22 protein-coding genes are annotated in these 23,197 nt (G+C 41.5%); 16 read left to right on the forward strand and 6 right to left on the reverse strand.

The window, feature by feature from the left end; translation table 11 throughout:
* Positions 1–34 precede the first annotated feature (34 nt).
* The 13 genes from AACU32_RS03775 (at position 35) to AACU32_RS03835 (ending at position 12,743) form a co-directional block, all read left to right on the forward strand.
* Positions 35–1,441: a protein kinase domain-containing protein gene (locus AACU32_RS03775; protein WP_096607842.1), complete on the forward strand. Its 1,407-nt coding sequence runs from the start codon at positions 35–37 to the stop codon at positions 1,439–1,441.
* Between the two features lie 30 nt (positions 1,442–1,471).
* Positions 1,472–2,956 carry a serine/threonine protein kinase gene (locus AACU32_RS03780; RefSeq protein ID WP_096597999.1) on the forward strand — a complete coding sequence of 495 codons (1,485 nt, stop codon included), beginning with the start codon at positions 1,472–1,474 and terminating at the stop codon, positions 2,954–2,956.
* A 163-nt stretch (positions 2,957–3,119) separates the two neighbouring features.
* On the forward strand, positions 3,120–3,347 hold the full coding sequence (locus AACU32_RS03785) for an indolepyruvate ferredoxin oxidoreductase subunit alpha (protein WP_096598001.1): 228 nt from the start codon (positions 3,120–3,122) through the stop codon (positions 3,345–3,347).
* A gap of 210 nt (positions 3,348–3,557) precedes the next feature.
* Entirely contained in the window at positions 3,558–4,286 is a 729-nt protein-coding gene (locus AACU32_RS03790) for an ABC transporter ATP-binding protein (RefSeq protein ID WP_096598003.1), read from the forward strand.
* 249 nt (positions 4,287–4,535) lie between these two features.
* Positions 4,536–5,276, forward strand: a complete 741-nt coding sequence (locus tag AACU32_RS03795) for a carbonic anhydrase (RefSeq protein WP_096598007.1) — start codon at positions 4,536–4,538, stop codon at positions 5,274–5,276.
* Positions 5,277–5,533: 257 nt separating this feature from the next.
* The gene (locus tag AACU32_RS03800; RefSeq protein WP_096607843.1) at positions 5,534–5,893 is read left to right on the forward strand and encodes a four helix bundle protein; all 360 of its coding nucleotides are present in this window, start codon (positions 5,534–5,536) and stop codon (positions 5,891–5,893) included.
* On the forward strand, positions 5,894–6,355 hold the full coding sequence (locus AACU32_RS03805; protein ID WP_096598009.1) for a Mov34/MPN/PAD-1 family protein: 462 nt from the start codon (positions 5,894–5,896) through the stop codon (positions 6,353–6,355).
* A gap of 165 nt (positions 6,356–6,520) precedes the next feature.
* A complete protein-coding gene (gene moeB / locus AACU32_RS03810; RefSeq protein ID WP_096598011.1) occupies positions 6,521–7,693 on the forward strand; it encodes a molybdopterin-synthase adenylyltransferase MoeB in 1,173 nt (390 codons plus the stop codon).
* 606 nt (positions 7,694–8,299) lie between these two features.
* On the forward strand, positions 8,300–8,554 hold the full coding sequence (locus AACU32_RS03815) for a hypothetical protein (protein ID WP_096598013.1): 255 nt from the start codon (positions 8,300–8,302) through the stop codon (positions 8,552–8,554).
* A gap of 69 nt (positions 8,555–8,623) precedes the next feature.
* Entirely contained in the window at positions 8,624–9,949 is a 1,326-nt protein-coding gene (locus AACU32_RS03820; protein WP_096598015.1) for an AAA family ATPase, read from the forward strand.
* Entirely contained in the window at positions 9,946–11,919 is a 1,974-nt protein-coding gene (locus AACU32_RS03825; RefSeq protein WP_096598017.1) for a tetratricopeptide repeat protein, read from the forward strand. The genes AACU32_RS03820 and AACU32_RS03825 overlap by 4 nt, the downstream gene beginning before the upstream one ends.
* Positions 11,920–12,071: 152 nt before the next feature.
* A complete protein-coding gene (locus AACU32_RS03830; protein WP_096607844.1) occupies positions 12,072–12,398 on the forward strand; it encodes a DUF433 domain-containing protein in 327 nt (108 codons plus the stop codon).
* Between the two features lie 3 nt (positions 12,399–12,401).
* Positions 12,402–12,743: a DUF5615 family PIN-like protein gene (locus AACU32_RS03835; protein WP_096598019.1), complete on the forward strand. Its 342-nt coding sequence runs from the start codon at positions 12,402–12,404 to the stop codon at positions 12,741–12,743.
* Positions 12,744–12,777: 34 nt separating this feature from the next.
* Here AACU32_RS03835 and AACU32_RS03840 read toward each other — a convergent pair whose 3' ends face one another.
* A complete protein-coding gene (locus AACU32_RS03840) occupies positions 12,778–14,556 on the reverse strand; it encodes an SWIM zinc finger family protein (RefSeq protein WP_096598021.1) in 1,779 nt (592 codons plus the stop codon).
* A gap of 320 nt (positions 14,557–14,876) precedes the next feature.
* Between AACU32_RS03840 and lpdA the strand changes: the two genes are divergently transcribed.
* The 3 genes from lpdA (at position 14,877) to AACU32_RS03855 (ending at position 17,676) form a co-directional block, all read left to right on the forward strand.
* The gene (gene lpdA, locus AACU32_RS03845) at positions 14,877–16,307 is read left to right on the forward strand and encodes a dihydrolipoyl dehydrogenase (protein ID WP_096598025.1); all 1,431 of its coding nucleotides are present in this window, start codon (positions 14,877–14,879) and stop codon (positions 16,305–16,307) included.
* Positions 16,308–16,423: 116 nt separating this feature from the next.
* A complete protein-coding gene (trpC, locus tag AACU32_RS03850; RefSeq protein ID WP_096598027.1) occupies positions 16,424–17,311 on the forward strand; it encodes an indole-3-glycerol phosphate synthase TrpC in 888 nt (295 codons plus the stop codon).
* 116 nt (positions 17,312–17,427) lie between these two features.
* Positions 17,428–17,676, forward strand: a complete 249-nt coding sequence (locus AACU32_RS03855) for a DUF5340 domain-containing protein (protein WP_096598029.1) — start codon at positions 17,428–17,430, stop codon at positions 17,674–17,676.
* Between the two features lie 469 nt (positions 17,677–18,145).
* Here AACU32_RS03855 and AACU32_RS03860 read toward each other — a convergent pair whose 3' ends face one another.
* From AACU32_RS03860 to AACU32_RS03880, 5 genes are all read right to left on the reverse strand, one after another.
* Positions 18,146–18,373 carry a DUF2949 domain-containing protein gene (locus AACU32_RS03860; RefSeq protein ID WP_096598031.1) on the reverse strand — a complete coding sequence of 76 codons (228 nt, stop codon included), beginning with the start codon at positions 18,371–18,373 and terminating at the stop codon, positions 18,146–18,148.
* A 511-nt stretch (positions 18,374–18,884) separates the two neighbouring features.
* A complete protein-coding gene (locus AACU32_RS03865) occupies positions 18,885–19,394 on the reverse strand; it encodes a DUF192 domain-containing protein (protein ID WP_096598033.1) in 510 nt (169 codons plus the stop codon).
* 289 nt (positions 19,395–19,683) lie between these two features.
* Positions 19,684–20,370, reverse strand: coding sequence for a response regulator transcription factor NblR (gene nblR / locus AACU32_RS03870; RefSeq protein ID WP_096598035.1), 687 nt, complete (start codon positions 20,368–20,370; stop codon positions 19,684–19,686).
* A 349-nt stretch (positions 20,371–20,719) separates the two neighbouring features.
* A complete protein-coding gene (locus tag AACU32_RS03875; protein WP_096607845.1) occupies positions 20,720–21,637 on the reverse strand; it encodes an NAD(+) kinase in 918 nt (305 codons plus the stop codon).
* 215 nt (positions 21,638–21,852) lie between these two features.
* Positions 21,853–22,872 (reverse strand): SDR family oxidoreductase, encoded by a 1,020-nt coding sequence (locus AACU32_RS03880; protein WP_096598037.1) that lies wholly within the window; start codon positions 22,870–22,872, stop codon positions 21,853–21,855.
* Between the last annotated feature and the right edge of the window lie 325 nt (positions 22,873–23,197).

Consider the following 23,197-nt stretch of genomic DNA (forward strand, 5'->3'; position numbering starts at 1 on the left):
AACTACACCTAATACTATCAATGAACAAAGTTATATGGAAATGTTACACCAGAAGGAAGACATTATTGCCTCTCAGTATCGGATTCTAGATACCTTGGGAGAAGGTGGAAGCGGAACCACATACCTTGCTCAGGACTTAAAAAGCAGTCAACAAGTAGCTCTCAAAGTATTATCGCTGCACCGGATGACTGACTGGAAAATGATGGAGTTGTTTGAGCGAGAAGCAGAAATTCTCTCCCATCTCAATCATCTAAGTATTCCTCAATATTTAGGATATTTTCAGATAGAAACGTTAGAAGATCGTTATTTTTATATTGTCCAGCAACTGGCAGAAGGTAAGACACTGGCGGCTTTGGTGGAAAGTGGATGGCGCACTAGTGAAGATGAGGTGCGGCGCATCGCTATCCAAATATTAGAAATTCTTGTTTACTTGCACTCCCTCAAACCTCCTGTAGTTCATCGCGATATCAAGCCGCAAAATATTATTCGCCGTGATGATGGGCAGGTTTTTTTAGTAGATTTTGGAGCTGTAAAACATACCTATTACACAACTTTTATGCGCGGAAGTACAGTAGTAGGAACTTATGGTTATATGGCTCCCGAACAATTTCGCGGACAAGCCGTACCTGCCACTGATTTGTATGCTTTAGGAGCAACTTTATTATCTCTTTTAACACACTGTTCCCCCGCAGATTTGGAAAGTGATGGCTTAAAAATTAATTTCCGTCCCCGCGTGGAAATTAGTGATGAATTTGCCGACTGGCTAGAGAAAATGCTAGAGCCAGATACGGAAGATCGTTTCCCTTCGGCACAGAAAGCCTTGGACGTTTTACAGGGTAAGCGAAAGCTGACTGTGAAATCGAATATCTCGGTTCAGTGGCAAAAAATAGTTGGTGTGGGAGTTGCTGTTACTGCTATTACTACTATTACCCTGTTAAATTTCTATAAATGGGATATTTTAAGCAGCATTGGATTTACCGATATAGCTGGCAACAATATACTTAATATAGCAGCAGAACAAGGCAACAAGCAAATTGTAGAATTGCAGATTGCTCAGGGTGCTAATGTTAATTCCAGGAACAACTATGGCAACACTCCACTGCATTTGGCAGAAGACATAGACGTAGTAAAACTGTTAATTGCCAAGGGTGCTGATGTCAATTCTAATAATAATGATGGTAACACTCCACTGCATTTGGCAGAAGACATAGATGTAATCAAACTGCTAATTGCTAAAGGTGCTGATGTCAATTCTAGGAATAATGATGGTAACACTCCACTGCATTTAGCAGAAGACATCTACGTAATAAAAGTACTAATTGCCAAGGGTGCTGATGTCAATGCCAAGAATAAACTTGACAGAACTCCCGCGCAAGAAAGGAAAGAACGTGAGAGAGAGCGTGAAGAGAGAGCGACAAATTCAAGATTTTCTGTTAAGTAAATAGTCGGACGCAATTAATTACAAAAAAACATGCAAATATTACACCAAGCCGAAGAAATTATCAATCAAAGGTATCGCATCTTAGGTAAATTGGGACAGGGTGGAGTCGGTATTACCTACGCAGCCGTTGACTTACAAAGCGGTGAACAAGTAGCGCTGAAAGTTTTATCATTGAGGCGTATGAGTGAATGGAAAAAAATGGAGTTGTTTGAAAGAGAAGCAAAAATTCTTTCTCAACTCAACCATCCAGCAATTCCTCGCTACTTGGATTATTTTCAAGTAGATACTAACTTTGATCGTTCCTTTTACATTGTTCAACAATTAGCGCCTGGAAATTCTTTGGCGATGCTGGTAGAAAATGGCTGGCTTCCCGATGAAGAAGAAGTGAAGCAAATTGCTATTCAACTTCTGGAAATCATGATTTATTTACACTCACTAAAACCGCCAGTTATCCATCGTGATATTAAGCCGGAAAATATTATTTTAAGTTCCGATCATCAGAAATTATTCTTAGTAGATTTTGGCGCAGTAGCGGACACATATCATAATACTGTGACTGGCGGTAGTACAGTAGTAGGAACTTTTGGCTATATGGCTCCAGAACAGTTTCGCGGACAAGCTTTTCCCTCTACCGATTTATATGGTTTGGGAACAACGCTACTGTTTTTGTTGACGGGAAAATCACCCACTGATTTACCACAGCGTAAACTCAAAATTGATTTCCGTACTTACGTTAATATTTCCCAAGATTTTAGCAACTGGTTAGAACAAATGTTAGAACCAGTCAGTGCTGACCGTTTTCCTTCCGCAGAAGCAGCCTTAGCAACATTATTAGGTCAAATAGCACTCATACCCCGACGACCAAAGAAAAGTCATGTCATTGTCAGGAAAACTGAGGATTATTTAATCGTAAATATTCCCCCAGGATGTTTTTACAACAATTACAGTTTTTTATTTTTATTTTTTTCTCTAATTTTTCTTGGCGGTTTAAGTTTGATATACTGGATTCTATTTTTGGATTATTTTGGTATTATGACCTTAATATTATTCTCCTGTGTATTCATATTTATCTGGTTTTTTTTATGGACTCCTATAATAATTATAAATTTTTTTATACCCATTTCAGAATGTATCTTTTCAACTATAAAATTATTATGGAAACTACTATTTTGCAAACCTTTATCTACATCCATTACTTTGTTTCTGAATTCTGCATCAACTACCATACTGAAAATTAAACCAGACTATATCAGCCTAGAAAAATGGTTACTGGGTTTTTGCATTCAGCAAATAAAACTTCACCCTTTAGATATTATTATTTCGGTGGAATTAGAAAGTAATAGGCATTATAAATTTTCTCAGATTCTAATTCATTATGTTTTGAGAAGCTATCAAAAACCCTCTGAGAAGAAACAGAACAATTTTGATGAAAAGAAATTGTTTAAATTCGGTGCATTTTTGACACAGCAAGAAAAAGAATGGTTGGTATGGGAAATAAAAAATCGGCAATTATAGAGTAATTATACATAAATTCGGAATAGCAGCAGTTTCCATCAATACCGACAATCCCTGTAATTGCAATTAGACGTTTTCCTCAGAGTTGGGAATTATGCTACTAGTGAACAACACTAATTGCTAGGCTAGAAATAGCCGATTTTAAACAGAGGGAATCAAGAACATGCCACACACAATTGTTACCGATGTCTGTGAAGGCATTGCTGACTGCGTAGATGCTTGTCCAGTAGCTTGCATTCATGATGGACCAGGTAAAAACCTCAAGGGAACCGATTGGTACTGGATTGACTTTGCTACTTGTATTGATTGTGGCATCTGTTTCCAAGTATGCCCAGTAGAAGGAGCGATCGTTCAAGAAGAACGACCAGAGTTGCAAAAAACGCCAGAATAGTCCATAGTCCAGGGTTAAGGTAGAGGCGAGGGAGTAGAGGTAAGGGGCAGGGGAGCAGGGGAGCAGGGGGGACAAGGAGGACAAGGAGGACAAGGGAGAGAAATGCCCAATGCCCAATGCCCAATACTTCGACTCCGCTCAGTACAAGTGCCCAATGCCCAATGCCCCATACCCAATACCCAATAACAAACGACTATTGACTATTGACAAATGACAAATGACTATTTACTAGAAGTTGAAAATGTCCATGCTGGATATATTAAAGATGTAGATATCCTGCAAGGTGTGAATTTTCGGGTGGAAGCGGGGGAGTTGGTAACCGTAATCGGCCCTAATGGTGCGGGTAAATCTACCTTGGCAAAAACCATTTTTGGACTATTAACTCCCCATACAGGCACAATTACCTTTAAAGGTGAAAATATTGCGGGGCTAAAGTCAAATCAAATTGTGCAACGGGGAATGTGCTATGTTCCGCAAATCGCTAATGTCTTCCCTTCCCTGACAATTGAAGAGAACCTGGAAATGGGGGCTTTTGTGCGTGACATTCCCCTAAAACCCCTGAAAGATAAAATATTTACGATGTTTCCCCGATTAAGCGATCGCCGTCGTCAACGCGCTGGTACTCTTTCGGGGGGAGAACGTCAGATGTTGGCAATGGGTAAGGCTTTGATGCTGGAACCGAATTTGCTGCTTTTAGATGAACCTTCTGCGGCTTTATCTCCCATCCTGGTTACACAAGTATTTGAGCAAATTAAGCAAATTAACCAGAGTGGTACAGCAATTGTCCTAGTAGAACAAAACGCCCGTAAAGCCTTGGAAATGGCCGATCGCGGTTATGTACTAGAATCTGGACGCGATGCTATATCAGGCCCAGGTCAAGAATTGTTGAATGACCCCAAAGTCGCAGAACTGTATCTAGGCGCGGGGAGAGGGCATTGAGGGGCAGGGGGCAGGGGGGCAGAGGGGCAGAGGAGGCAGAGGAGGCGGACAAATGACAAATGACCAATGCCCAATGCCCCATGCCCCATGCCCAATGCCCAATGCCCCATGCCCAATGCCCAATGCCCCATGCCCAATGCCCAATGCCCAAAAATTAAATGACTCTTAAACCGTGTCAGCGGGTACTCTTACGTCTGGCTTAATTTTGCTATCTTCCAGGCAACAACGAAACGGTTGCCAGGTAGATGAATGGCTAAAATTAATGGTTTTATTGGGCGGCGTAATTTTATACATTTAGCCGGGTTGGGTAGCATTGGTATTGGGGCTATTGTTGGTGCTGGCGGTATATTGTGGAACAAAGAGCCTTCTTTGGCTGAAGACCTATCTAATGATGTTGTAGAAAGACCTAAACCAGTTAATCCCCAAGCAGCATTAAACAATTTGCTAGCCGGAAATCAACGATTTGTCCAAGGGAAAAGTCTTCATCCCCGCCAATCTAAATTTCGTTTACAAGAAACTGTTGCAGCTCAATATCCATTTGCAGCTATACTCGGCTGTGCTGATTCTAGAGTACCGGCTGAAATTGTCTTTGATCAAGGATTAGGGGATTTATTTGTGGTGCGCGTAGCTGGTAATGTCGCTTCTGGTGAGGCGATCGGTAGCTTGGAATATGCTACATCAGTTTTAGGAGCGCAACTAATTTTAGTTCTGGGTCATACAAAATGCGGTGCGGTAAAAGCTGCGGTGGAGGGTAAACCACTTCCTGGCAGAATTGGTGTTTTTGTCGAAGAAATTAAACCTGCTGTGGAAATAGCCAGAAAGAAAAATGGCGATTTAGTAGAAAATACTGTTATTGCGAATGTGCAATATCAAGCCGAACATTTAGCCCAAAGATCCACAATTTTAGGCAATTTAATTAAGCAAGGCAAACTGAAAATTGTAGGTGGTCATTACGACCTGGCTACAGGGAAAGTGACTATGGTTTCCTAAGATTAATGGGCAGTATGTTAAAAAATACGTCAAATTTTTAACATATCTATAATCAGTTTAAATTGTGTATATAAACTTCAAAAAACCTCTCAGTGCCATAGTATTAGGGTGGGCATTGCTAGTGAGAATAAATTAGTAGTCAGGACTTCAGTCCTGAAGTATAAAGTACTAAAGTGGTGAATACGAAATCATCAAAATTAATGCGATGAACCACTCGCATGACGCGCCTAATCAATTATCAGGGTTACTATATCAAAATGTCAGAATTCAGAAATCTTCCTGAGTGGGATAAAGCCCATGAACTCACAGTTGCAGTTTATGAGTTAACGAGAACTTTTCCCGAGGACGAATTACTAGGTTTAACACAACAAATACGTTTAGCTTGTTCTGCTGTCCCGATTAAAATTGCTCAGGGAAGCCATCGCGATGATCGCGAAGAAAAACTGGATTTTTTGCAAATGGCCAGGGATGCAGCCATAGAGGTAGAATATTTCCTGCTGCTTTGCTATGAGTTAGAACTGCTGCAACCTTCTGATTACGATCGCCTGGTTAGTGGTGTGGTAGAAGTGAAAGAATTACTGGAAAATACGATTGAGAAACTCAGCCGGAATTTTTGAATGACTCTCCAACTCCTTCCCCAACACCTGGAAATTATCCGCAGCCATGCCGAAAGCACTTACCCCGATGAGTGTTGCGGTATAATTCTGGGTCATGGGATGAGTGAAGGTAAAACTGTTGTCGAAGTTATGCCCACAGAAAATGCCTGGAATACAGCAGCAACGGCTGATTTTCCAGGCTATTCCACAGGAGAAAGTCAAAGGCGACGATATGCGATCGCACCTGAAGTGATGTTAAAAGCTCAAAGAGAAGCCCGCGATCGCTCTCTTAATATTATCGGTATTTACCATTCCCACCCGGATGCACCGGCGATTCCTTCCGAATGCGATCGCCTCTATGCTTGGCCTGAATACTCATATATAATAGTTTCCGTTCCAAAAGGCAAAGCCGAAACACTCCAAAGCTGGAGTCTAGACGACACTCATCAATTCCAACCAGAAGCAATTAACAACATAATTTAAAGAACCTAAGTAAGTAGGTCGGCGATCCCAGACAACTATGTACCTTACCTAAACAAGCCTGAAACCCTTACCAATGACAAATGACAAATGACAAATGACAACCTTATTTAATACGGATATCATTTTTCGCTACGATAAATAATCCGCCCTCCACTGAAAATTGCTATGCTCAATCCCAATCTGGAAGAAATCCAGTTAACTAAAGACGATTACGAACGCTACTCCCGTCACCTAATTTTGCCGGAAGTAGGACTAGAAGGACAAAAACGCCTGAAAGCCGCCAGTGTACTCTGTATCGGTACAGGTGGACTGGGTGCGCCACTGCTGTTATATTTGGCAGCTGCGGGTGTGGGACGCATCGGGATTGTTGATTTCGATGTTGTTGATACTTCTAATTTGCAACGCCAAGTCATTCACAGTACATCCTGGGTAGGGAAACCGAAAATTCAATCAGCTAAAGAGCGAATTCTGGAGATTAACCCCTATTGTCAGGTTGATCTGCATGAAGTTCGCCTCAGTTCCGAAAATGCTCTGAGTATTTTGGAACCTTATGATATTGTCGTCGATGGGACTGATAACTTCCCGACGCGGTATTTAGTTAACGATGCTTGTGTGTTGCTCAACAAGCCTAACGTTTACGGTTCGATTTTCCGCTTTGAAGGACAAGCCACTGTATTTAACTACGAAGGTGGGCCGAATTATCGTGACTTGTATCCCGAACCACCACCACCAGGAATGGTTCCCTCCTGCGCCGAAGGTGGGGTATTAGGAATATTGCCCGGAATTATTGGTGTGATCCAAGCGACGGAAACTGTCAAAATTATTCTCGGACAGGGTAATACTTTAAGTGGACGACTGCTGCTATACAACGCCTTAGAAATGAAGTTCCGCGAATTGAAGCTGCGTCCTAACCCCATCCGCCCAGTAATTGAAAAACTGATAGACTACGAAGAATTCTGCGGTATACCCCAAGCTAAAGCTGAAGAAGCGAAACAGCAGCAGGAAATTCAAGAAATGACTGTTACGGAATTGAAACAGTTATTAGATAGCGGTGCAAAAGACTTTGTACTGTTGGATGTACGTAACCCCCATGAATACGAAATCGCCAAAATTCCTGGTTCTGTATTAATTCCATTACCAGATATTGAAAATGGCGATGGCGTGCAAAAGGTAAAAGAAGTACTCAACGGTCACCGCTTAATAGCTCATTGTAAAATGGGCGGGCGATCGGCAAAAGCTTTGAGCATTCTTAAAGAATCTGGGATTGTCGGGACAAATGTCAAAGGCGGAATCACCGCATGGAGTCGGGAAGTAGATTCTTCAGTTCCCGAATATTAAATTCTGGTTGACTGTTGACGGTTGACTGTTAAGAGAGATTTTTATCGCTGAGTTGTGGGATTTTTTCTTGATTGACTGATTTGCAGAAAATATCAGCGATTCGTAGGGGTACAGCAATGCTGTGCCCTTATTTTATTAACTTCCAGCGATAAAAGAATTTAAATGTCAGGGTGTGTTGCCAGGTAGCACAAACCCAGCATTCAGATTTTAACTTGGTGAGCTAGAGATAATCTTCAGGGCACAACAATGTTGTGCCCCTACCCGTGAATTTAATTTATCTGAAAAAGGCTGTAAATGTAGTAAATCTAGTAAATGTAGGGTGTATTGTCCAATACGCTTGGTGTTAAGAGATATTGTAGGGGCACGGCACCGATAAGATTACTGTATACACCAAAAGATTGTGGATGCCGTGCCCCTACGGTGTATTGCATCCTAGCCTAACTGAACTGTATTGGTGTATTGTCGCGCTGCGCAACGCACCGACGCAATATCAACAATGAATTAAGGGACTTCCAAATAAAAAAATATTCCAATCATTAACCTACCAAACCCGCAACTCGTAGGGGCGGGGTTACCCCGCCCCTACAATTTGGCATAATTTATTTTTTGGAGTTCCCTAATGAGGCTTTTAGCTTCATTAATGAGGCTTTTAACTTCATTAATGAGGCTTTTAGCTTCATTAACGAGGCTTTTAACTTCATTAATGAGGCTTTTAGCTTCATTAACGAGGCTTTTAGCTCCGTGAATGAGGCTTTTAACTTCATTAATGAGGCTTCGAGCTTCATTAATCAGGCTTTTAACTTCATTAATCAGGCTTTTAGCTCCATTAATCAGGCTTTTAGCTCCATTAATCAGGCTTAGAGCTTCATTAACGAGTGTTAGGGGCTATTACCGACAGTATAATGGGCAAAATTGCCATATTTAATACTTATGCTTAATTATCCTGACTTACTTAGCGAACTCTACAACGCCTTTAACCCCTTTGAACCCTTACCCGCCGATGACATTAGGTATGTAGATTGTCAGGATGTGCGGGGAGATGCGGATATTTTGCAAGACTTGGGAAATCGGATGCGATTGGCAAACACTAATACCTGTCAATTATATTCTGGACATCGGGGTGCTGGGAAATCTACAGAATTACTCAGGTTAAAGAAGTATTTAGAAAATCGGCAATTCTATGTTGTCTATTTTGCGGCTGATGAAGAAGATATTGATTCCGAAGATGCTCAATATACAGATATTCTCCTCGCCTGTACACGCCGCTTGCTCAAAGATTTACAGAAAATTGCTAATCCTCGTCCCATACTCAACTGGTTAAAAAGCCTGTGGGGAGAGTTGAAAGATTTGGCGCAGACTCCCATAGAGTTTGAAAGTCTAGAAATAGAAGCGCAAATTGCTCAATTTGCCAAGCTAACAGCAAATTTAAGAGGCGTTCCCGAATTACGTCAACAGATTCGCCAAAAAATTAATCCTCACACCGTCACTTTAATTCAGGTGTTGAATGAATTTCTTAAAGATGCTAAACAAAATTTACCTAATGGCTGCACTAAACTGGCGGTAATTGTCGATAATTTAGACCGGATGGTATTAGTTAAGGAGGGAGATAGCACCAACTATGAAGAAGTTTTTGTAGACCGTAGCGGACAACTCAAAGGATTGGATTGCCATCTAATTTACACTGCACCTATTTCCTTACTGTATTCTAAAAGCGGCTCTGATATTCGAGATATCTATGGTGAATACTTAATTTTACCGATGATTATGGTAAAAACTCGCGATGGAGAAATTTACCAACCAGGGTTGAACAAAGTTAAAGAAGTAATTCGCAAGCGAGTTCGGCAAATTGCACCGGAACTTTCATTAGAAAAAGACATTTTTGATAGTCCTAACACCTTAGAAGGACTGTGTTTAATGAGTGGCGGATATGCGAGGAATTTGCTATTGTTAACTCAAGAAGCTATTACAAATACTCAAGAGTTACCGATTACAGAAAAAGCAGTGCGACGAGCAATTACTAAAGCTAGAGATACCTATCGCCGCACTGTAGAAGAAAACCAATGGAGTCTTTTAGCGGAAGTCTATCGTTCTAAACGTATTATTAATGATGACAAATATCGCAGCTTGATGTATAACCGTTGCCTTTTAGAATACCGCTTTATGGATAATGAAGATGAGATCCAGCGGTGGTATGATATTCATCCATTAATTGCAAAAATTCCCGAATTTAAAGAAGCTTTAGCCAAACTATCATGAACCCAAATCTAGATGAATGGGATGATGATTTACCCCCAGAACCAGAAGAAGTTTATCAAGATTTAGTTCGCGCCCTCAAGCGTAAATCAGGATTTGGCTTGTTTTTTGTCCAATGTACATCTGTGGAAGCAGACAGATTAATTGCTAAACTGCCACAGGATATTACTCAGAAACATATAGAAGTTTTACGCTTATTTGAGTCGATTGATAAGTTATATCAGCGAGTAGCTGCTCTGGTTAAAGACAAGCAAATTGATATTTTATTAATTACAGGTTTGGAATATTCTTTATACAAGTATGAAAAAAGAACTTTTGGGGAAATTACCGAAGGAAAATTTCGTAATTTGACCAGTGTACCGCATATTTTAAATCATTTAAATCAACAGCGAGAACGGTTTAGAGATGATTTTCCATTTTGCTTTGTGTTTCTTTTGCGGTCATTTTCCATAGACTATTTTATCCACCGTGCCCCAGATTTTTTTGATTGGCGTTCCGGAATATTTGAATTACAAACTACACCAGAATTGGTAGAACAAGAATCAAATCGGCTGATATTAGAAGGAGACTATGAGCAGTATTTAAAACTTAGCCAAGAACAAAAGATTGAAAAAGTCTTAGAAATTCAAGACTTATTGGCAGAAAAACATCAGACAGAAGATAGTAAGGTAAACTTACAACTTGAACTTGGTAATTTGCTGTCTTCGGCAAAAGAATACGAAGCTGCGCTCGTATTCTATGAAAAAGCACTTTCAATTCAGCCTGATTACCACGAAGCTTGGAACAACCGGGGGTATGCGCTAGTTAATTTAGGACGCAATGAAGAAGCACTCATATCCTTTGAAAAAGCACTTTCAATTAGACCTTATTACCACGAAGTTTGGAACAACCGGGGGTATGCGCTAGAAAAATTAGGAAGCAATGAAGAAGCACTCGTATCCTATGAAAAAGCACTTTCAATTCAACCTAATTTACACCAAGCTTGGAACAACCGGGGGTATGCACTAGTTAATTTAGGACGCAATGAAGAAGCACTCGCATCCTTTGACAAAGTACTGTCAATTCAACCTGATGACTACGAAGCTTGGAACAACCGGGGGGTGGTAGTAGGGAAGTTAGGACGCAATGAAGAAGCACTCGCATCCTTTGACAAAGTACTGTCAATTCGACCTGATGACTACGACGCTTGGAATAATCGGGGGGTGGCTTTAGAAAAATTAGGAAGCAATGAAGAAGCAATTACCTCCTATGACAAAGCACTTTCAATTCAACCTAATTTACACCAAGCTTGGAACAACCGGGGTAATGCACTATTGAATTTAGGAAGCAATGAAGAAGCAATTACCTCCTATGACAAAGCACTTTCAATTAAATCTGATTTACACCAAGCTTGGAATAACCGTGGGAATGCGCTAAGGAATTTAGGGCGCTATCAAGAAGCGATCGCATCCTATAATAAAGCACTGTCAATTCAACCTGATGACTACGAAGCTTGGAACAACCGGGGGATTGCCCTAGGGAATTTAGGATGCAATGAAGAAGCGAGCGCATCCTTTGAAAAAGCACTGTCAACTCAACCTGATTACCACGAAGCTTGGTACAACCGGGGAGTGGCGCTACAGAAATTAGGACGCAATCAAGATGCGCTCATATCCTATGACAAAGCACTGTCAATTCAACCTGATTACCACCAAGCTTGGAACAACCGGGGGGTGGCGCTACAGAAATTAGGACGCAATCAAGATGTGATCGCCGCTTACGAACAAGCCATCAATATTCAACCTGATTACCACCAAGCTTGGTACAACAAAGCTTGCTGTTATGCACTTCAAGGTAATATTGAGCAGGCATTAGAAAATCTGCAACAAGCCATCAATCTCAGTCCTGATGAGTATCGGGAAATGGCAAAAACTGACTCTGATTTTGATAGCATTCGGAAAGATGAGCGCTTTCAAGCATTGATTCAAGGATAGCGAATGAGCAATTAAAGTTGATTATGGTCGTGAAAACGAAAACTCAAATTAAAAGCGATCGCTCTTTCCCCTTCCCCACATCTGACACAGAAGTGATAAAACTCTACTTCTACAATATAAATAATACCAATTCAAATTGGGCTATTTACTCTATGACTCTCCAAGAACTAGAAAATCAAATCTTAGCACTACCTCCAACAGAAAAAGCGGCAATTATCCAAAGCCTAACTCAAAGCATCAACATTGGAGCCAAAGGTATCACTAAAATACCTGGTATTTGTGGTGGAGAAGCTTGTATTGCTGGAACTCGTATTGCGATTTGGCTATTAGTTGAAGCACGTCGTCTGGGAATTACTGAAGTCCAACTTATGCAAGATTATCCTCATATTAGCGCAGCAGATTTAGTTAATGCTTGGATATATGCAGATGCTTATCCCCAAGAAATTGAAGCAGCTATCCTTGCTAATGAGGTTGCTTAAATCATGGCGCGTTTATACGCTGATGAAATGTTCCCACTCAAAGTGAGTGAATTGTTACGAACAATGGGACATGATGTTTTGACAGTACAGGAAGCTGGTAACGCAAATTTAGGTATTCCGGATGACGAGGTGTTAGCCTTTGCAACCAGCGATAATCGAACTGTCATAACACTAAATCGTCAAGATTTTATCAAACTACATAGAAGCTCACCCGAACATTTAGGTATTATTGTTTGTACAAATGATACTGATAGGTCTCGAATGGCAACTCGAATTAATGAAGCAATTAATCAAGAAGAATCATTGACAGGTAAGTTGATTCGCGTTGTTCGCCCTACTAGTTGAAAATAGCTGATACAAATTCAACGGATAAATATGTTCACTCCATATCCTGTTCTTTAAATAATCCCATCAATTTCCGCTTCCTTCCATGCTGCTGCATTAACTTAGTTTTATAGCTATCCCAATCTGCTTTTCTCCCAGATGCTAAATAAGCAGCGCGGACTTTTTTTAACCACTGAACTGCGTCATCATAAGATTCTGCCTTTGCTGCATTGATAATCAACTCAGCACGACGACTAGCATTAGCAATTACCCAGTCAGGTTGTTTAGATATTGCTGCATCCATGACGCGGTGAATTAAATCAGCATAATCAGCACAAAAGTCACTGACAATTTTAATAGCATCCTCAACTGACTGTTCATATAAGAAAATTTCTACTTTGTCTAATAGTGATTCCCAATCGCTATTTATGCGGAGAAGTTCCAGCAATTCTGACTTGAGATTTGCCCAATTTTCCCCGGATAATTCGGTGATTTTGTGGTAATTATCTAAGGATGGCTTGGCATGGAAAGCAGCGATGAGTGAGGATAAAGCAACTTCCCGATTCCCTAATCTCAACGCTAAATCACTTGTCCAAATGCCGAGTTCATACTGACAATCACCAGGTAAATTTAAGCCAATTTGGGCAATATCTAAAGCTTCGGGTAATGAATTCTGTTCTCCTAAAGTTTTCGCTAAAGCAAAAGCTTCCGCCATTGTATTCATTTGGGCTTGGGCGGCGATGATAGCTTCATCTACTCTCCCCAAGCGCCCCAGCATTGTCAGATATTGTTCGGTTTGTCCTTCGGCTGCTGCTAAATGCAGGTATTCTTGGTAACGTTCCTGACGATCGAGAATTTTCAAGCGAATCAATGCTAAATCATCAGCATAGTCTGGTATTTCTTCTTCCCAAACTCCCATTTCCGTGATACTACCGAGAAGAACTTGCACTAAAAATGGGTCATCCCAGCCTTGGCGTAAAGCTTCCGAGGCTAATTCAAAATCAGCATCCCATTGATGCTGCCATGTTTCTAAATTGATTTGTAAATCAACTTTTTCTTCGATAGAGAGTTTCGCCGTAAGAATTGCTTCACACCAAGCTTTATTCAAATCTTGGACAATTTCATAGTTATCCTCACCGTAATCGGCGACATCATCCCAATATTCTACACAGGCAGAGGTCATGGCCTCTAAAATTGCGATCGCATTATTCCCATCTCCCCGTTCGCTCAAATTGACAGCAGTTTGCCATAAACTCTGTAATTCTTCACTGAGATAATAGTTGAAATACCCATCTTCCCAAGCCCGCACTGCATCGCGGAAAATCTGGCGTACTTTTTCCCGAAAAGGCTGTGGATTGATAGTATGGCGGCGGAGAGATTTTTTGGTTCGGTGTTTGACAGGAATAGATGTAATCCAATGAACATGGCGATCAACTGCGTCGATCAATTGGGGATATTCTGCCACCAACTGTTGCACTAACTTTTGAGTTTGCGAATGATCGAGACGATTCAGGAGTTGTTCTAAAGTCAGACGCTTATCGATGGTTTCTGGCTGACGCATACAAACAAGCATCGTCGCCACAATATGTTTACACCAGCCATCATCGGTATTATGGGGACAGGTACATTTAACTGAGGTTAATCCTTCACTATTAAAACTGAGACTGACTTGATAGGGGTGATCTGGATTTCCGTCTACTTCTGCTTGAAGTAGATTACCTCGTTGGGTAAGGGATAGCACCGCATTCGCCTCAAAATATGCCTCACCTCGTTGAAAAGATTTGGCGTTAGCATTCCGGCGGATTGTAAATTCACTTAACTTGGGAATTAACATCGAAGGATGGAGGATCAGGGGATGAGGGGGATGAGGGGGATGAGGAGGACAACGGAAGGGGGACAAGGGGGACAAGGAAGACAAGGGGGACAAATGCCCAATGCCCAATGCCCCATGCCCAATGCCCAATGTCCAATGCCCCATTTCAGTATAAAATACGTCAAGTATATAACTTTGATTGTGATACTGAAGATATTCAGTCCTTTCCCTGCTAGCGTAAATCATAAATTTAAATATAGTAACTCCCGAACCTCAAGGGGGTTGCACTGAATCGCTGGTCAAGTTGAGAATATATAGGCGGAGCACACGGGGAAACTAACGTGAGTCATGGATTCGATTACGATTTAGTCATTATAGGCGCTGGTGTAGGTGGACATGGAGCAGCCCTACACGCCGTAAGTTGCGGTTTGAAAACAGCGATTATTGAAGCGGCTGATATGGGGGGAACCTGTGTTAACAGGGGCTGTATTCCCTCGAAAGCGCTGTTGGCGGCTTCGGGACGTGTGCGGGAGTTACGTAATGCCCACCACCTCAAGTCCTTGGGAATTCAAGTGGGTAGTGTGGAGTTTGATCGAGAAGCGATCGCTAATCATGCTACAAATCTTGTCGGCAAAATTCAAGGCGATTTAACTAACAGCCTCAAGCGTCTGGGAGTTGATATTATTCGCGGCTGGGGTAAATTAGTCGGTACGCAAAAAGTCAGTATTACTGGGGATGGTGGTGAAAAAAGTATCACCGCTAAAGACATCATTCTTTCTCCTGGTTCAGTGCCGTTTGTGCCTCCAGGTATTGAAGTAGATGGCAAAACTGTCTTTACCAGCGACCAAGGGGTAAAGTTAGAATCGCTACCAAACTGGGTGGCAATTATTGGCAGTGGCTACATCGGCTTGGAATTTTCGGATATTTACTCGGCTTTGGGCTGTGAAATCACGATGATTGAAGCCCTGGATCAATTAATGCCAGGATTTGACCGCGATATTGCTAAACTTGCCGAACGGGTGCTAATTACTCCCCGCGATATTGAAACGAAGGTAGGGATATACGCCAAAAAAGTCATCCCTGGTTCGCCAGTGGTGATTGAGTTAGCGGATTTCAAAACTAAGGAAGATTTAGATGTAATTGAAGTCGATGCTTGTCTAGTAGCTACTGGACGCATCCCAGCGACGAAAAATCTCGGTTTAGAATCTTTGGGTGTGGAACTCGACCGCCGGAATTTTATCCCCGTGAATGACAGCATGGCCGTATTATCTGGTGGGGAAGTAGTGCCCCATCTGTGGGCGATTGGCGACGCTAACGGTAAAATGATGCTGGCTCATGCGGCTTCAGCCCAAGGTATCGTTGCCGTAGAAAATATTGTCGGGCGATCGCGTGAGGTAGATTATCGCAGCATCCCCGCCGCTGCTTTTACCCACCCAGAAATTAGCTATGTAGGCTTAACGGAAACAGCAGCTAAAGAATTAGGTGAAGCTGAGGGCTTTGAAATCGCCACTAGCAAGAGTTATTTCAAAGGGAATTCTAAAGCCTTAGCAGAAAACGAAGCCGATGGTATCGCCAAGGTAGTGTATCGCAAAGATACAGGAGAAGTCTTAGGTGTCCACATCTTTGGACTCCACGCCTCAGATCTGATCCACGAAGCCTCAGCCGCCATCGCTAACCGCCAATCTGTAAATACCCTCGCCCATTTAGTTCACGCCCATCCCACACTTTCCGAAGTACTGGATGAAGCTTATAAAAGAGCGATCGCTCATTAATTAAGAGTCCAAGGTCAATAGTCCAAGGTCAATAGTCAAGACTGTTGACTGTTAACTGTTGACCGTTGACTGTTGACCGTTGACTGTTGACAACTGACCACTGACCCTTGACAAATATGCAAATCCGTCGTCTTTCGCCTAGTACACCTGTTTCCATATCATATTTAAGTTATCAGGTTGTTGTGCCAGGTGCAGAGCCAAACAACATTTTGGAAGAAATTGTTTGGCATAAAGAAATTGAAGTTGAGAAAATGCGAGAAAGAGTACCGCTACGAGAATTGCAAAAGCAAGCACTCACAACACCGCCAACTCGCGATTTTGTCGGGGCGCTACGCCAAGGTAAGACAAAACCAGCGTTGATTGCGGAAGTCAAAAAAGCTTCACCGAGTAAAGGGGTATTACGGGAAGATTTTGATCCAGCTGCGATCGCACTTGCTTATCAACAAGGTGGTGCTAGCTGTCTTTCTGTACTAACAGATGAAAAATTCTTTCAAGGCAGCTTTGACAATTTAGCTAAGGTTCGCAGTGTAGTAGATTTACCATTGTTGTGTAAGGATTTTATCATTTATCCTTATCAAATGTACTTAGCAAGGATTCGGGGGGCAGATGCAGTTTTATTGATTGCCGCTATACTCAGCGATCAATATTTGCAGTACTTCATCAAAATTGCCAATTCCCTCAACTTGGCAACTTTAATCGAAGTCCATAGTTTAGCAGAACTTGATCGTGTGTTAGCCTTAGATGGCGTCACTTTGATAGGAATTAACAATCGCAATTTAGAAGATTTTTCTGTTGACTTGCAAACAACTTGTCAACTGCTAGCAACAAGAGGTCAGCAGTTGCTTTCCCGGAACATCTTAGTTGTCAGCGAGTCAGGATTACATAAACAAGAGGATCTGAATTTAGTATCAACAGCCGGTGCATCCGCCGTACTCATCGGTGAGTCTTTAGTCAAACAACCAGATCCAGAGTTAGCTATTACAAATCTCTTTGCCAAATCTTGATAGCTTAATCTATCTCAGGGTTGAGCAAACACTGGTTGCCTATGTAACAATTTAATTAGTGACAAAAAATCTTCGCTTCTCCCCAAATCCCCTATTTGAAAAAGCAAATTAACTTCATGGAGCAAATTCCTCTGCCCTCACCTGTCCACTACGAGCTGATACTGCAACTCTTAGAAAGACAAACTATGTCAGCAGTAAGTCAAAACCCGGATTTGCGTCATCAGGTGAATCAGCTAATTATTACTCTGCGTAAAGCAGCAGTCCAACAAAAGCACCTGGAAGAAGTTTGCCAGTTTTCCTCTGTAGCAATTGACCATCGCTGGTCGATTAACCATCATGCAGGAAAAGCTGTTACTCCTGAGTAAATACTCTTGACATCATTCCCCCACTGTATTGTGATGCCGAATACATTGGGGGAGATGTTTCTAAATATACTTAAATTCAGATTTGGGCGAAAATCGGCTTCGCCTAATTGACTTTGCGATCGTATTTGCCGCTGTAAAAAAGAAAACCTTGCCCTAAAAAATTTTAAATTAGTATAAAAAATTTGATAATTGTTCATCTAAAAGGATGTTTGAAAAGTGGGCGGAAGGTATGATAATCTGTCAAACAATTTTGGATGCTCTTTGTCTTGAGTCATGATTTATACAGCAATCAGCCGCTTTCAAATGAACTGACATCCAATCAAAAGAGCGAGTTAAATATTCAACTCGCTCTTTTGATTTAAATTTCCGCAAATAGTAAGAGTAAAAGTCTGTTTCCCGATCTATGAGCTTTGGTAACAGACATAGTGGATTTGACACAACTCAATTCTCCTACATGAGCTATTCATATCTATGCTGTCTCCAGCCAATCATAAATTTGCTCTAACTGATCAAGAGTAATCAAACCATACTGCCAAAGAATCATCGGCAAAGGGCCAGGATCTTGCTCCCGATGTCGCAACGCCACAGCCAAAGAAGCTGTAGAAATTGCCATATCTTCTTGCAAAAAATGAATCAGCCGAGAATACTTTGATGGTGACATTTGTATCTCACCTCCTTGTGCAGAGTGTATTGTCATATATCGGTTCACCATTTCTCCGTAACCAGTAGCCAGTATCTCATCTGTCACTATGGCATTAATACTTAAATACCACAGCAAATTTTGTCTAAATTTACCTTAAAGAAATTGCCCCGATCGCGGTTCGGGAAAATCTTCTACTCTCAAGCTACTTGCTTGATATATAATCAAGTAGCACTTTCCTCAGGTTAAATAAGTTTTATTTTTAGTACAGGAAGTATCTTATTTAATTACACATCTAGTAACAAATATTCCTTAGCTTATAGTCTCCGATCAACGACTATTTACACGTACGCCAAAAGAAAGATCTTTTAAGGATAAATCCTCAAAACCTGATTCCACGACAGAGACAGAAAAGTTTCCGCTGATTGGCTATATTTTCAATAGTGGTTTTGTGATAGCATATTATACTATCATAGGAGATATTTTTTTTACCTCTACATTATTTATTAAGATTTCACAATCACTTCAAAAAGTAACCCCGCATTGCCTACGTAAGTGATGTTTCGGATTATATTTTGTTAATTTGGATACTGTCTCCAACCTTTAATCCTAATTCCGAACTTCTTCCAGATCGCAATTCAATTACCGTATCAATCAGTACATTAGGCCCATAGCTAGGACAAGGGTCGCTGGTACAAGGAGGAGCAGAAGTTTGGATATATTTGACAACGCCATTCTGCATGAAAACCATATCTAACGGGATCAGCGTATTTTTCATCCAAAACTTGGCTGGTTGTGGTGAAGGAAACTTAAACAACATCCCCTGGTTGTTCGGTAATGATTTCCGATACATCAACCCTATCTCTTGCTGTTTCGGTGTCTGTGCCACTTCCAACTGAATCTTTGTGCCATTGGGAACAATAGCTTCGGCGGAAATCGGCAGTTTTTGACCCCCAGATACTGGTGCTGAAGTTTCAGAATCGGATGTGGTGGTAGATGGTTTAGTTGTATTTGATGGAGAACAGGCCATCAGGAAAACACTCAGAAATATTAAAAATAAACTTATTCCGCGCCACATAAAAGTACCAATTTTGTAATTTAGATTTCGATTCTACTGTGCAAAGCTTGTTAGTGGTCAATGGTCAATGGTTATTTGTCATTTGTCAATGGGCATGGGGCATTGGGCATGGGGCATTGGGCATTGGGCATTGGTCATTTGTCCCCCACTGTCCCTCTGCTTCCTCTGCTTCCTCTGCGCCTCTGCCCTCAGATCATCTCTCTCATGCTTAAACAATAATCCCACCTTGTTTAAGGGTGGGATGAGCAAATAATTGTTGGGTAACCTTTGTGACTCCTACCATTAGGTTCTAAGATTCTCTTAAAACGTAACCTACGCCACGTACTGTTTGAATGAGACGCTTTTGACCTTCATCTTCAATTTTGAGGCGCAAGTAGCGAATGTAGACTTCAATTACATTTGACTCACCCATAAAGTCGTAACCCCAAACATTTTCGAGAATTTGTTCGCGGGTTAATACTTCGCGGGGATGTTCCATTAAGAACTTTAAAAGTTCAAATTCTTTCATGGTTAAGTCAATTACCCGTCCATTATGAATAGCACGACGAGTAGCTATATCTAATACCAATTCTCCAAAACGTAATTGTTCTGTGGTATCGATATCGGGTTTTAAGTAGAGACGAATCAGCTTTAAAAAGTCTTCGGAACGGTAAGGCTTAAGAATATAGTCATCCGCTCCGGCCTCTAAACAAGCGACGCGATCATCAACTGTATCTCGTGCCATTAGCACCAGTACAGGGGAGCGCATTCCAGAGTTTCTGAGATTTTTACACAATGAGAGTCCTGATTCGCCTGCTAACATCCTGTCGAGAACAATTAAAGCTGGCTGGCGATCGCGACTGTATTGTAAACCACTGATGGCATCATGAGCCAAAATAGAGTCATAGCCAGCCTCTTGCAAATCGAAAGCCAGCTGACCGGCTAGGCTTTCATCGGTTTCAATCACCAAAACACAAGGACTGTGAGCAGCTGTCATATGAATATTGCGATGTTGAATTATGAATTATGAATTATGAATTATGAATTTTCAATAATTTTGGTAAATACCTCTATTATTAAAAGTCAAAAGGATGGAAAGCTGATTGCACAAGTGTTTCCACTGGCATAGTTATTTCCCTACCTGGTACACCTAATTATCTCTACAAAGATAATCTGGCGAAGAATGCTGATTTTTGTTCCCTAAATTTATTTTTAGGGTAATTTCATCATTCATAATTCACCATTCATAATTCAGATCTGGAAGAAAATTACCAAAAAAAGCAAAAGCTAATTGGCAAAAGTCAAAGTTTTCAACTAATGACTATTGACCAAAGACCAATGACTGTCTAAGGTAATTCTACCGAAGTGGGTTTGGCAATATGGGGCAAACCCCAACCCAATTTTTCTCGCAAAATCCGAAAAAATTCTGGCGCTTGTAGACGAATGAACCGGACACTATATTGCGATCGCTCTAAATGTACCCGATCTTCTGGTAAAACATAACACCCCCCATTGCCATCCACTACCATCACTAGTCGCGGAATATTGACTGGGTAGATGTTTACTGGTTCTGTATCTGGAAAAACTAATGCTCTAGAAGCTAGGGAATGGGGACAAATGGGCACTAGTTGCAGTGCAGGTACTCCTGGGGTGACTACGGGTCCACCAGCGCTCAAAGAATAAGCTGTTGAACCAGTTGGTGTGGAAACAATCACACCATCCGCTGCAATATCAACGGGTGCATGTCGGCCTATGGCAATTTCAAAATGGCACATAGAGGTTAATGGTTCCCGATGAAGTACCATTTCATTGAGGCAGAGTGCTTCCCAAAGTACTGATTCTCCCCGTAGCACTTTGACGGTGAGCATGGCTCGTTCTTCAATTTCATACTTACCCGCCATCACCTGTTCCAGTGCTTGAGGCAGTTGATTGAGGTAAGCTTCCGTCAAAAACCCCATGTGACCAGTATTCACTGTTAACAGTGGAATCCCACAGGGGGCTACCTGACGAGATGCTGCTAAAACAGTCCCGTCTCCTCCCAATACCACAGCAAATTTCATCTCGGAGTCAAACCCTGGTGGTGTCAGACCATCGAGTGGGGTGTGGCATACAGGACTTTCTGGATTAGAGTAGCCCAGTATGCCACCGATACTAGTTGTGATGCATACATTCCAACCGGCAGCGGTTAGCTTGTCTTTTAGTTCAATAGCGATGCGACTCGCTATCGGTTTAAGGTCATTGTAGATAATGCCTGCTTTCGGCACATTCAAATATCCAAGTTTAGGAGACGCTCTGTATTATGCTCATCCTTACACATTTTTGACAACGTAGTCATGTGTTTGGATTTAAAAGTCCAAAGTCCAGAGTCAATAGTTTAGAGTCAATAGTCCACAGTCAATAGTCCACAGTCAATTGTCCACAGTCAATTGTCCAGAGTTCAAAGTCAATTAACTATTGACCATTGACCATTGACCATTGACTATTGCCCATTAACCCTTGACTCTTGACTATTAATTTTTGAAGGCTGTTTAAATGGTGTTTTTTTAGACTTTTGCTTTTTGGTTTTATTTTTTTCGTAATCTAGCTCTTTAAGTTTTTTCATAATTCGGCTGAAGTACTCTTGCAGGTAGCTTTCTAAGGTTGTGGTTTGTTGTGGATCTAAGCCAAAGACTTGGTATACCTGATCCATTGGCGCATTTAAGGGTGTACCACTGGCTAGTACTTCTGTAAATGCCAGTCTGTCTGCTACATTCCATCCCCATTGGAAAAACCTGAGACAACGCCGGACTGTCCGCAGTAAATTGATTGGCATTCGTGTTACTCTAGCTTCTCTGCCAGAGAGGCGTTCGCACACACTAATGATTTCTTCTGCACTCCAAGCACGAGTACCTACTACGGGGAAAGTTTGCTTTTGGGTTTCTGGGACACTCAAGGCCTTGATAGCAAACTTAGCAATATCCTGAGTATCCATGTAAGCTACAGGCGAAGATGCACCAGTTACCCACACTGGTTGGTTTTCTAAAATCGGAATTCCGTATTGACCGATTAACCCTTGCATAAAGCCAGCTAGGCGTAAGATGGTGTAATTTAAGCCAGACTCTGCTAAAAACAGTTCTGTACACCGCTTAATTTCCATCAAGGGTACTTCTGGATATTTTTCGGCTTCTAGTATCGAAAAGAAGATAAAACGCTCTACACCCGCAGCCTTTGCCGCTTGGATTAATGATACCTTGCCATCCCAGTCTACTTGTTTGATGCTCAGTGAATCTGTGGGACGAGATGTAGCTGCGTCAATGACTGCGGTTACTCCTTCTAGTGCTACCGGAAGGGTTTGGGGATAACACAAATCTCCCAATACGAGTTCAGCACCCCACTCTTTGAGAAAAGCAGCTTTTTTGCTACTCCGAACAAGACAGCGGACTTTATATCCCTCATCGATAGCACGACGAGCCACTTGTCTTCCTAAGGTGCCAGTGGCACCGACGATTAATATTGTCATGAGGGTTGTAACAATTTTTTAATTTATATGAAAGAAATTTTAACAGAATCATCAACTAAACAAAAGTTTACATTTATTTTCAGAATTAATACAACATTTTTGTAAAAAAAAGCTTTGTCCGAAAACCGGACAAGCTATTTCTCCAGACAGATGAAAGCCTCTGGTTTCGGAAAACCGTTTCACCAGCAATACCTTGGCTAAAATCTGACACCTTATAAGGGTGCGGCTATACAAACAAAGCCTAAGTCCGTAGGCTGTAAGGATTTTAGCTCAGGTTGCTGGGGTTTGTACCTTTAACAGAGGCAGTAGGTTGCTTTGCCAAAGT

This window comes from Calothrix sp. NIES-2100, assembly GCF_963875285.1.
In the GTDB taxonomy this organism is placed as follows: Bacteria; Cyanobacteriota; Cyanobacteriia; order Cyanobacteriales; family Nostocaceae; genus Aulosira.

What these genes read in the sequence shown, in the direction of transcription:
- AACU32_RS03805 (WP_096598009.1), top strand. Translation starts at nt 5,894, where the DNA reads ATGACTCTCCAACTCCTTCCCCAACACCTGGAAATTATCCGCAGCCAT.
- AACU32_RS03855 (WP_096598029.1), top strand. Translation starts at nt 17,428, where the DNA reads ATGGAGCAAATTCCTCTGCCCTCACCTGTCCACTACGAGCTGATACTG.
- AACU32_RS03835 (WP_096598019.1), top strand. Translation starts at nt 12,402, where the DNA reads ATGGCGCGTTTATACGCTGATGAAATGTTCCCACTCAAAGTGAGTGAA.
- AACU32_RS03800 (WP_096607843.1), top strand. Translation starts at nt 5,534, where the DNA reads ATGTCAGAATTCAGAAATCTTCCTGAGTGGGATAAAGCCCATGAACTC.
- moeB (WP_096598011.1), top strand. Translation starts at nt 6,521, where the DNA reads ATGCTCAATCCCAATCTGGAAGAAATCCAGTTAACTAAAGACGATTAC.
- AACU32_RS03840 (WP_096598021.1), bottom strand. Translation starts at nt 14,556, where the DNA reads ATGTTAATTCCCAAGTTAAGTGAATTTACAATCCGCCGGAATGCTAAC.
- trpC (WP_096598027.1), top strand. Translation starts at nt 16,424, where the DNA reads ATGCAAATCCGTCGTCTTTCGCCTAGTACACCTGTTTCCATATCATAT.
- AACU32_RS03830 (WP_096607844.1), top strand. Translation starts at nt 12,072, where the DNA reads ATGACTCTCCAAGAACTAGAAAATCAAATCTTAGCACTACCTCCAACA.
- AACU32_RS03880 (WP_096598037.1), bottom strand. Translation starts at nt 22,872, where the DNA reads ATGACAATATTAATCGTCGGTGCCACTGGCACCTTAGGAAGACAAGTG.
- AACU32_RS03865 (WP_096598033.1), bottom strand. Translation starts at nt 19,394, where the DNA reads ATGTGGCGCGGAATAAGTTTATTTTTAATATTTCTGAGTGTTTTCCTG.
- AACU32_RS03785 (WP_096598001.1), top strand. Translation starts at nt 3,120, where the DNA reads ATGCCACACACAATTGTTACCGATGTCTGTGAAGGCATTGCTGACTGC.
- AACU32_RS03860 (WP_096598031.1), bottom strand. Translation starts at nt 18,373, where the DNA reads ATGACAATACACTCTGCACAAGGAGGTGAGATACAAATGTCACCATCA.
- AACU32_RS03820 (WP_096598015.1), top strand. Translation starts at nt 8,624, where the DNA reads ATGCTTAATTATCCTGACTTACTTAGCGAACTCTACAACGCCTTTAAC.
- AACU32_RS03780 (WP_096597999.1), top strand. Translation starts at nt 1,472, where the DNA reads ATGCAAATATTACACCAAGCCGAAGAAATTATCAATCAAAGGTATCGC.
- AACU32_RS03795 (WP_096598007.1), top strand. Translation starts at nt 4,536, where the DNA reads ATGGCTAAAATTAATGGTTTTATTGGGCGGCGTAATTTTATACATTTA.
- AACU32_RS03790 (WP_096598003.1), top strand. Translation starts at nt 3,558, where the DNA reads ATGACAAATGACTATTTACTAGAAGTTGAAAATGTCCATGCTGGATAT.
- AACU32_RS03825 (WP_096598017.1), top strand. Translation starts at nt 9,946, where the DNA reads ATGAACCCAAATCTAGATGAATGGGATGATGATTTACCCCCAGAACCA.
- nblR (WP_096598035.1), bottom strand. Translation starts at nt 20,370, where the DNA reads ATGACAGCTGCTCACAGTCCTTGTGTTTTGGTGATTGAAACCGATGAA.
- AACU32_RS03775 (WP_096607842.1), top strand. Translation starts at nt 35, where the DNA reads ATGGAAATGTTACACCAGAAGGAAGACATTATTGCCTCTCAGTATCGG.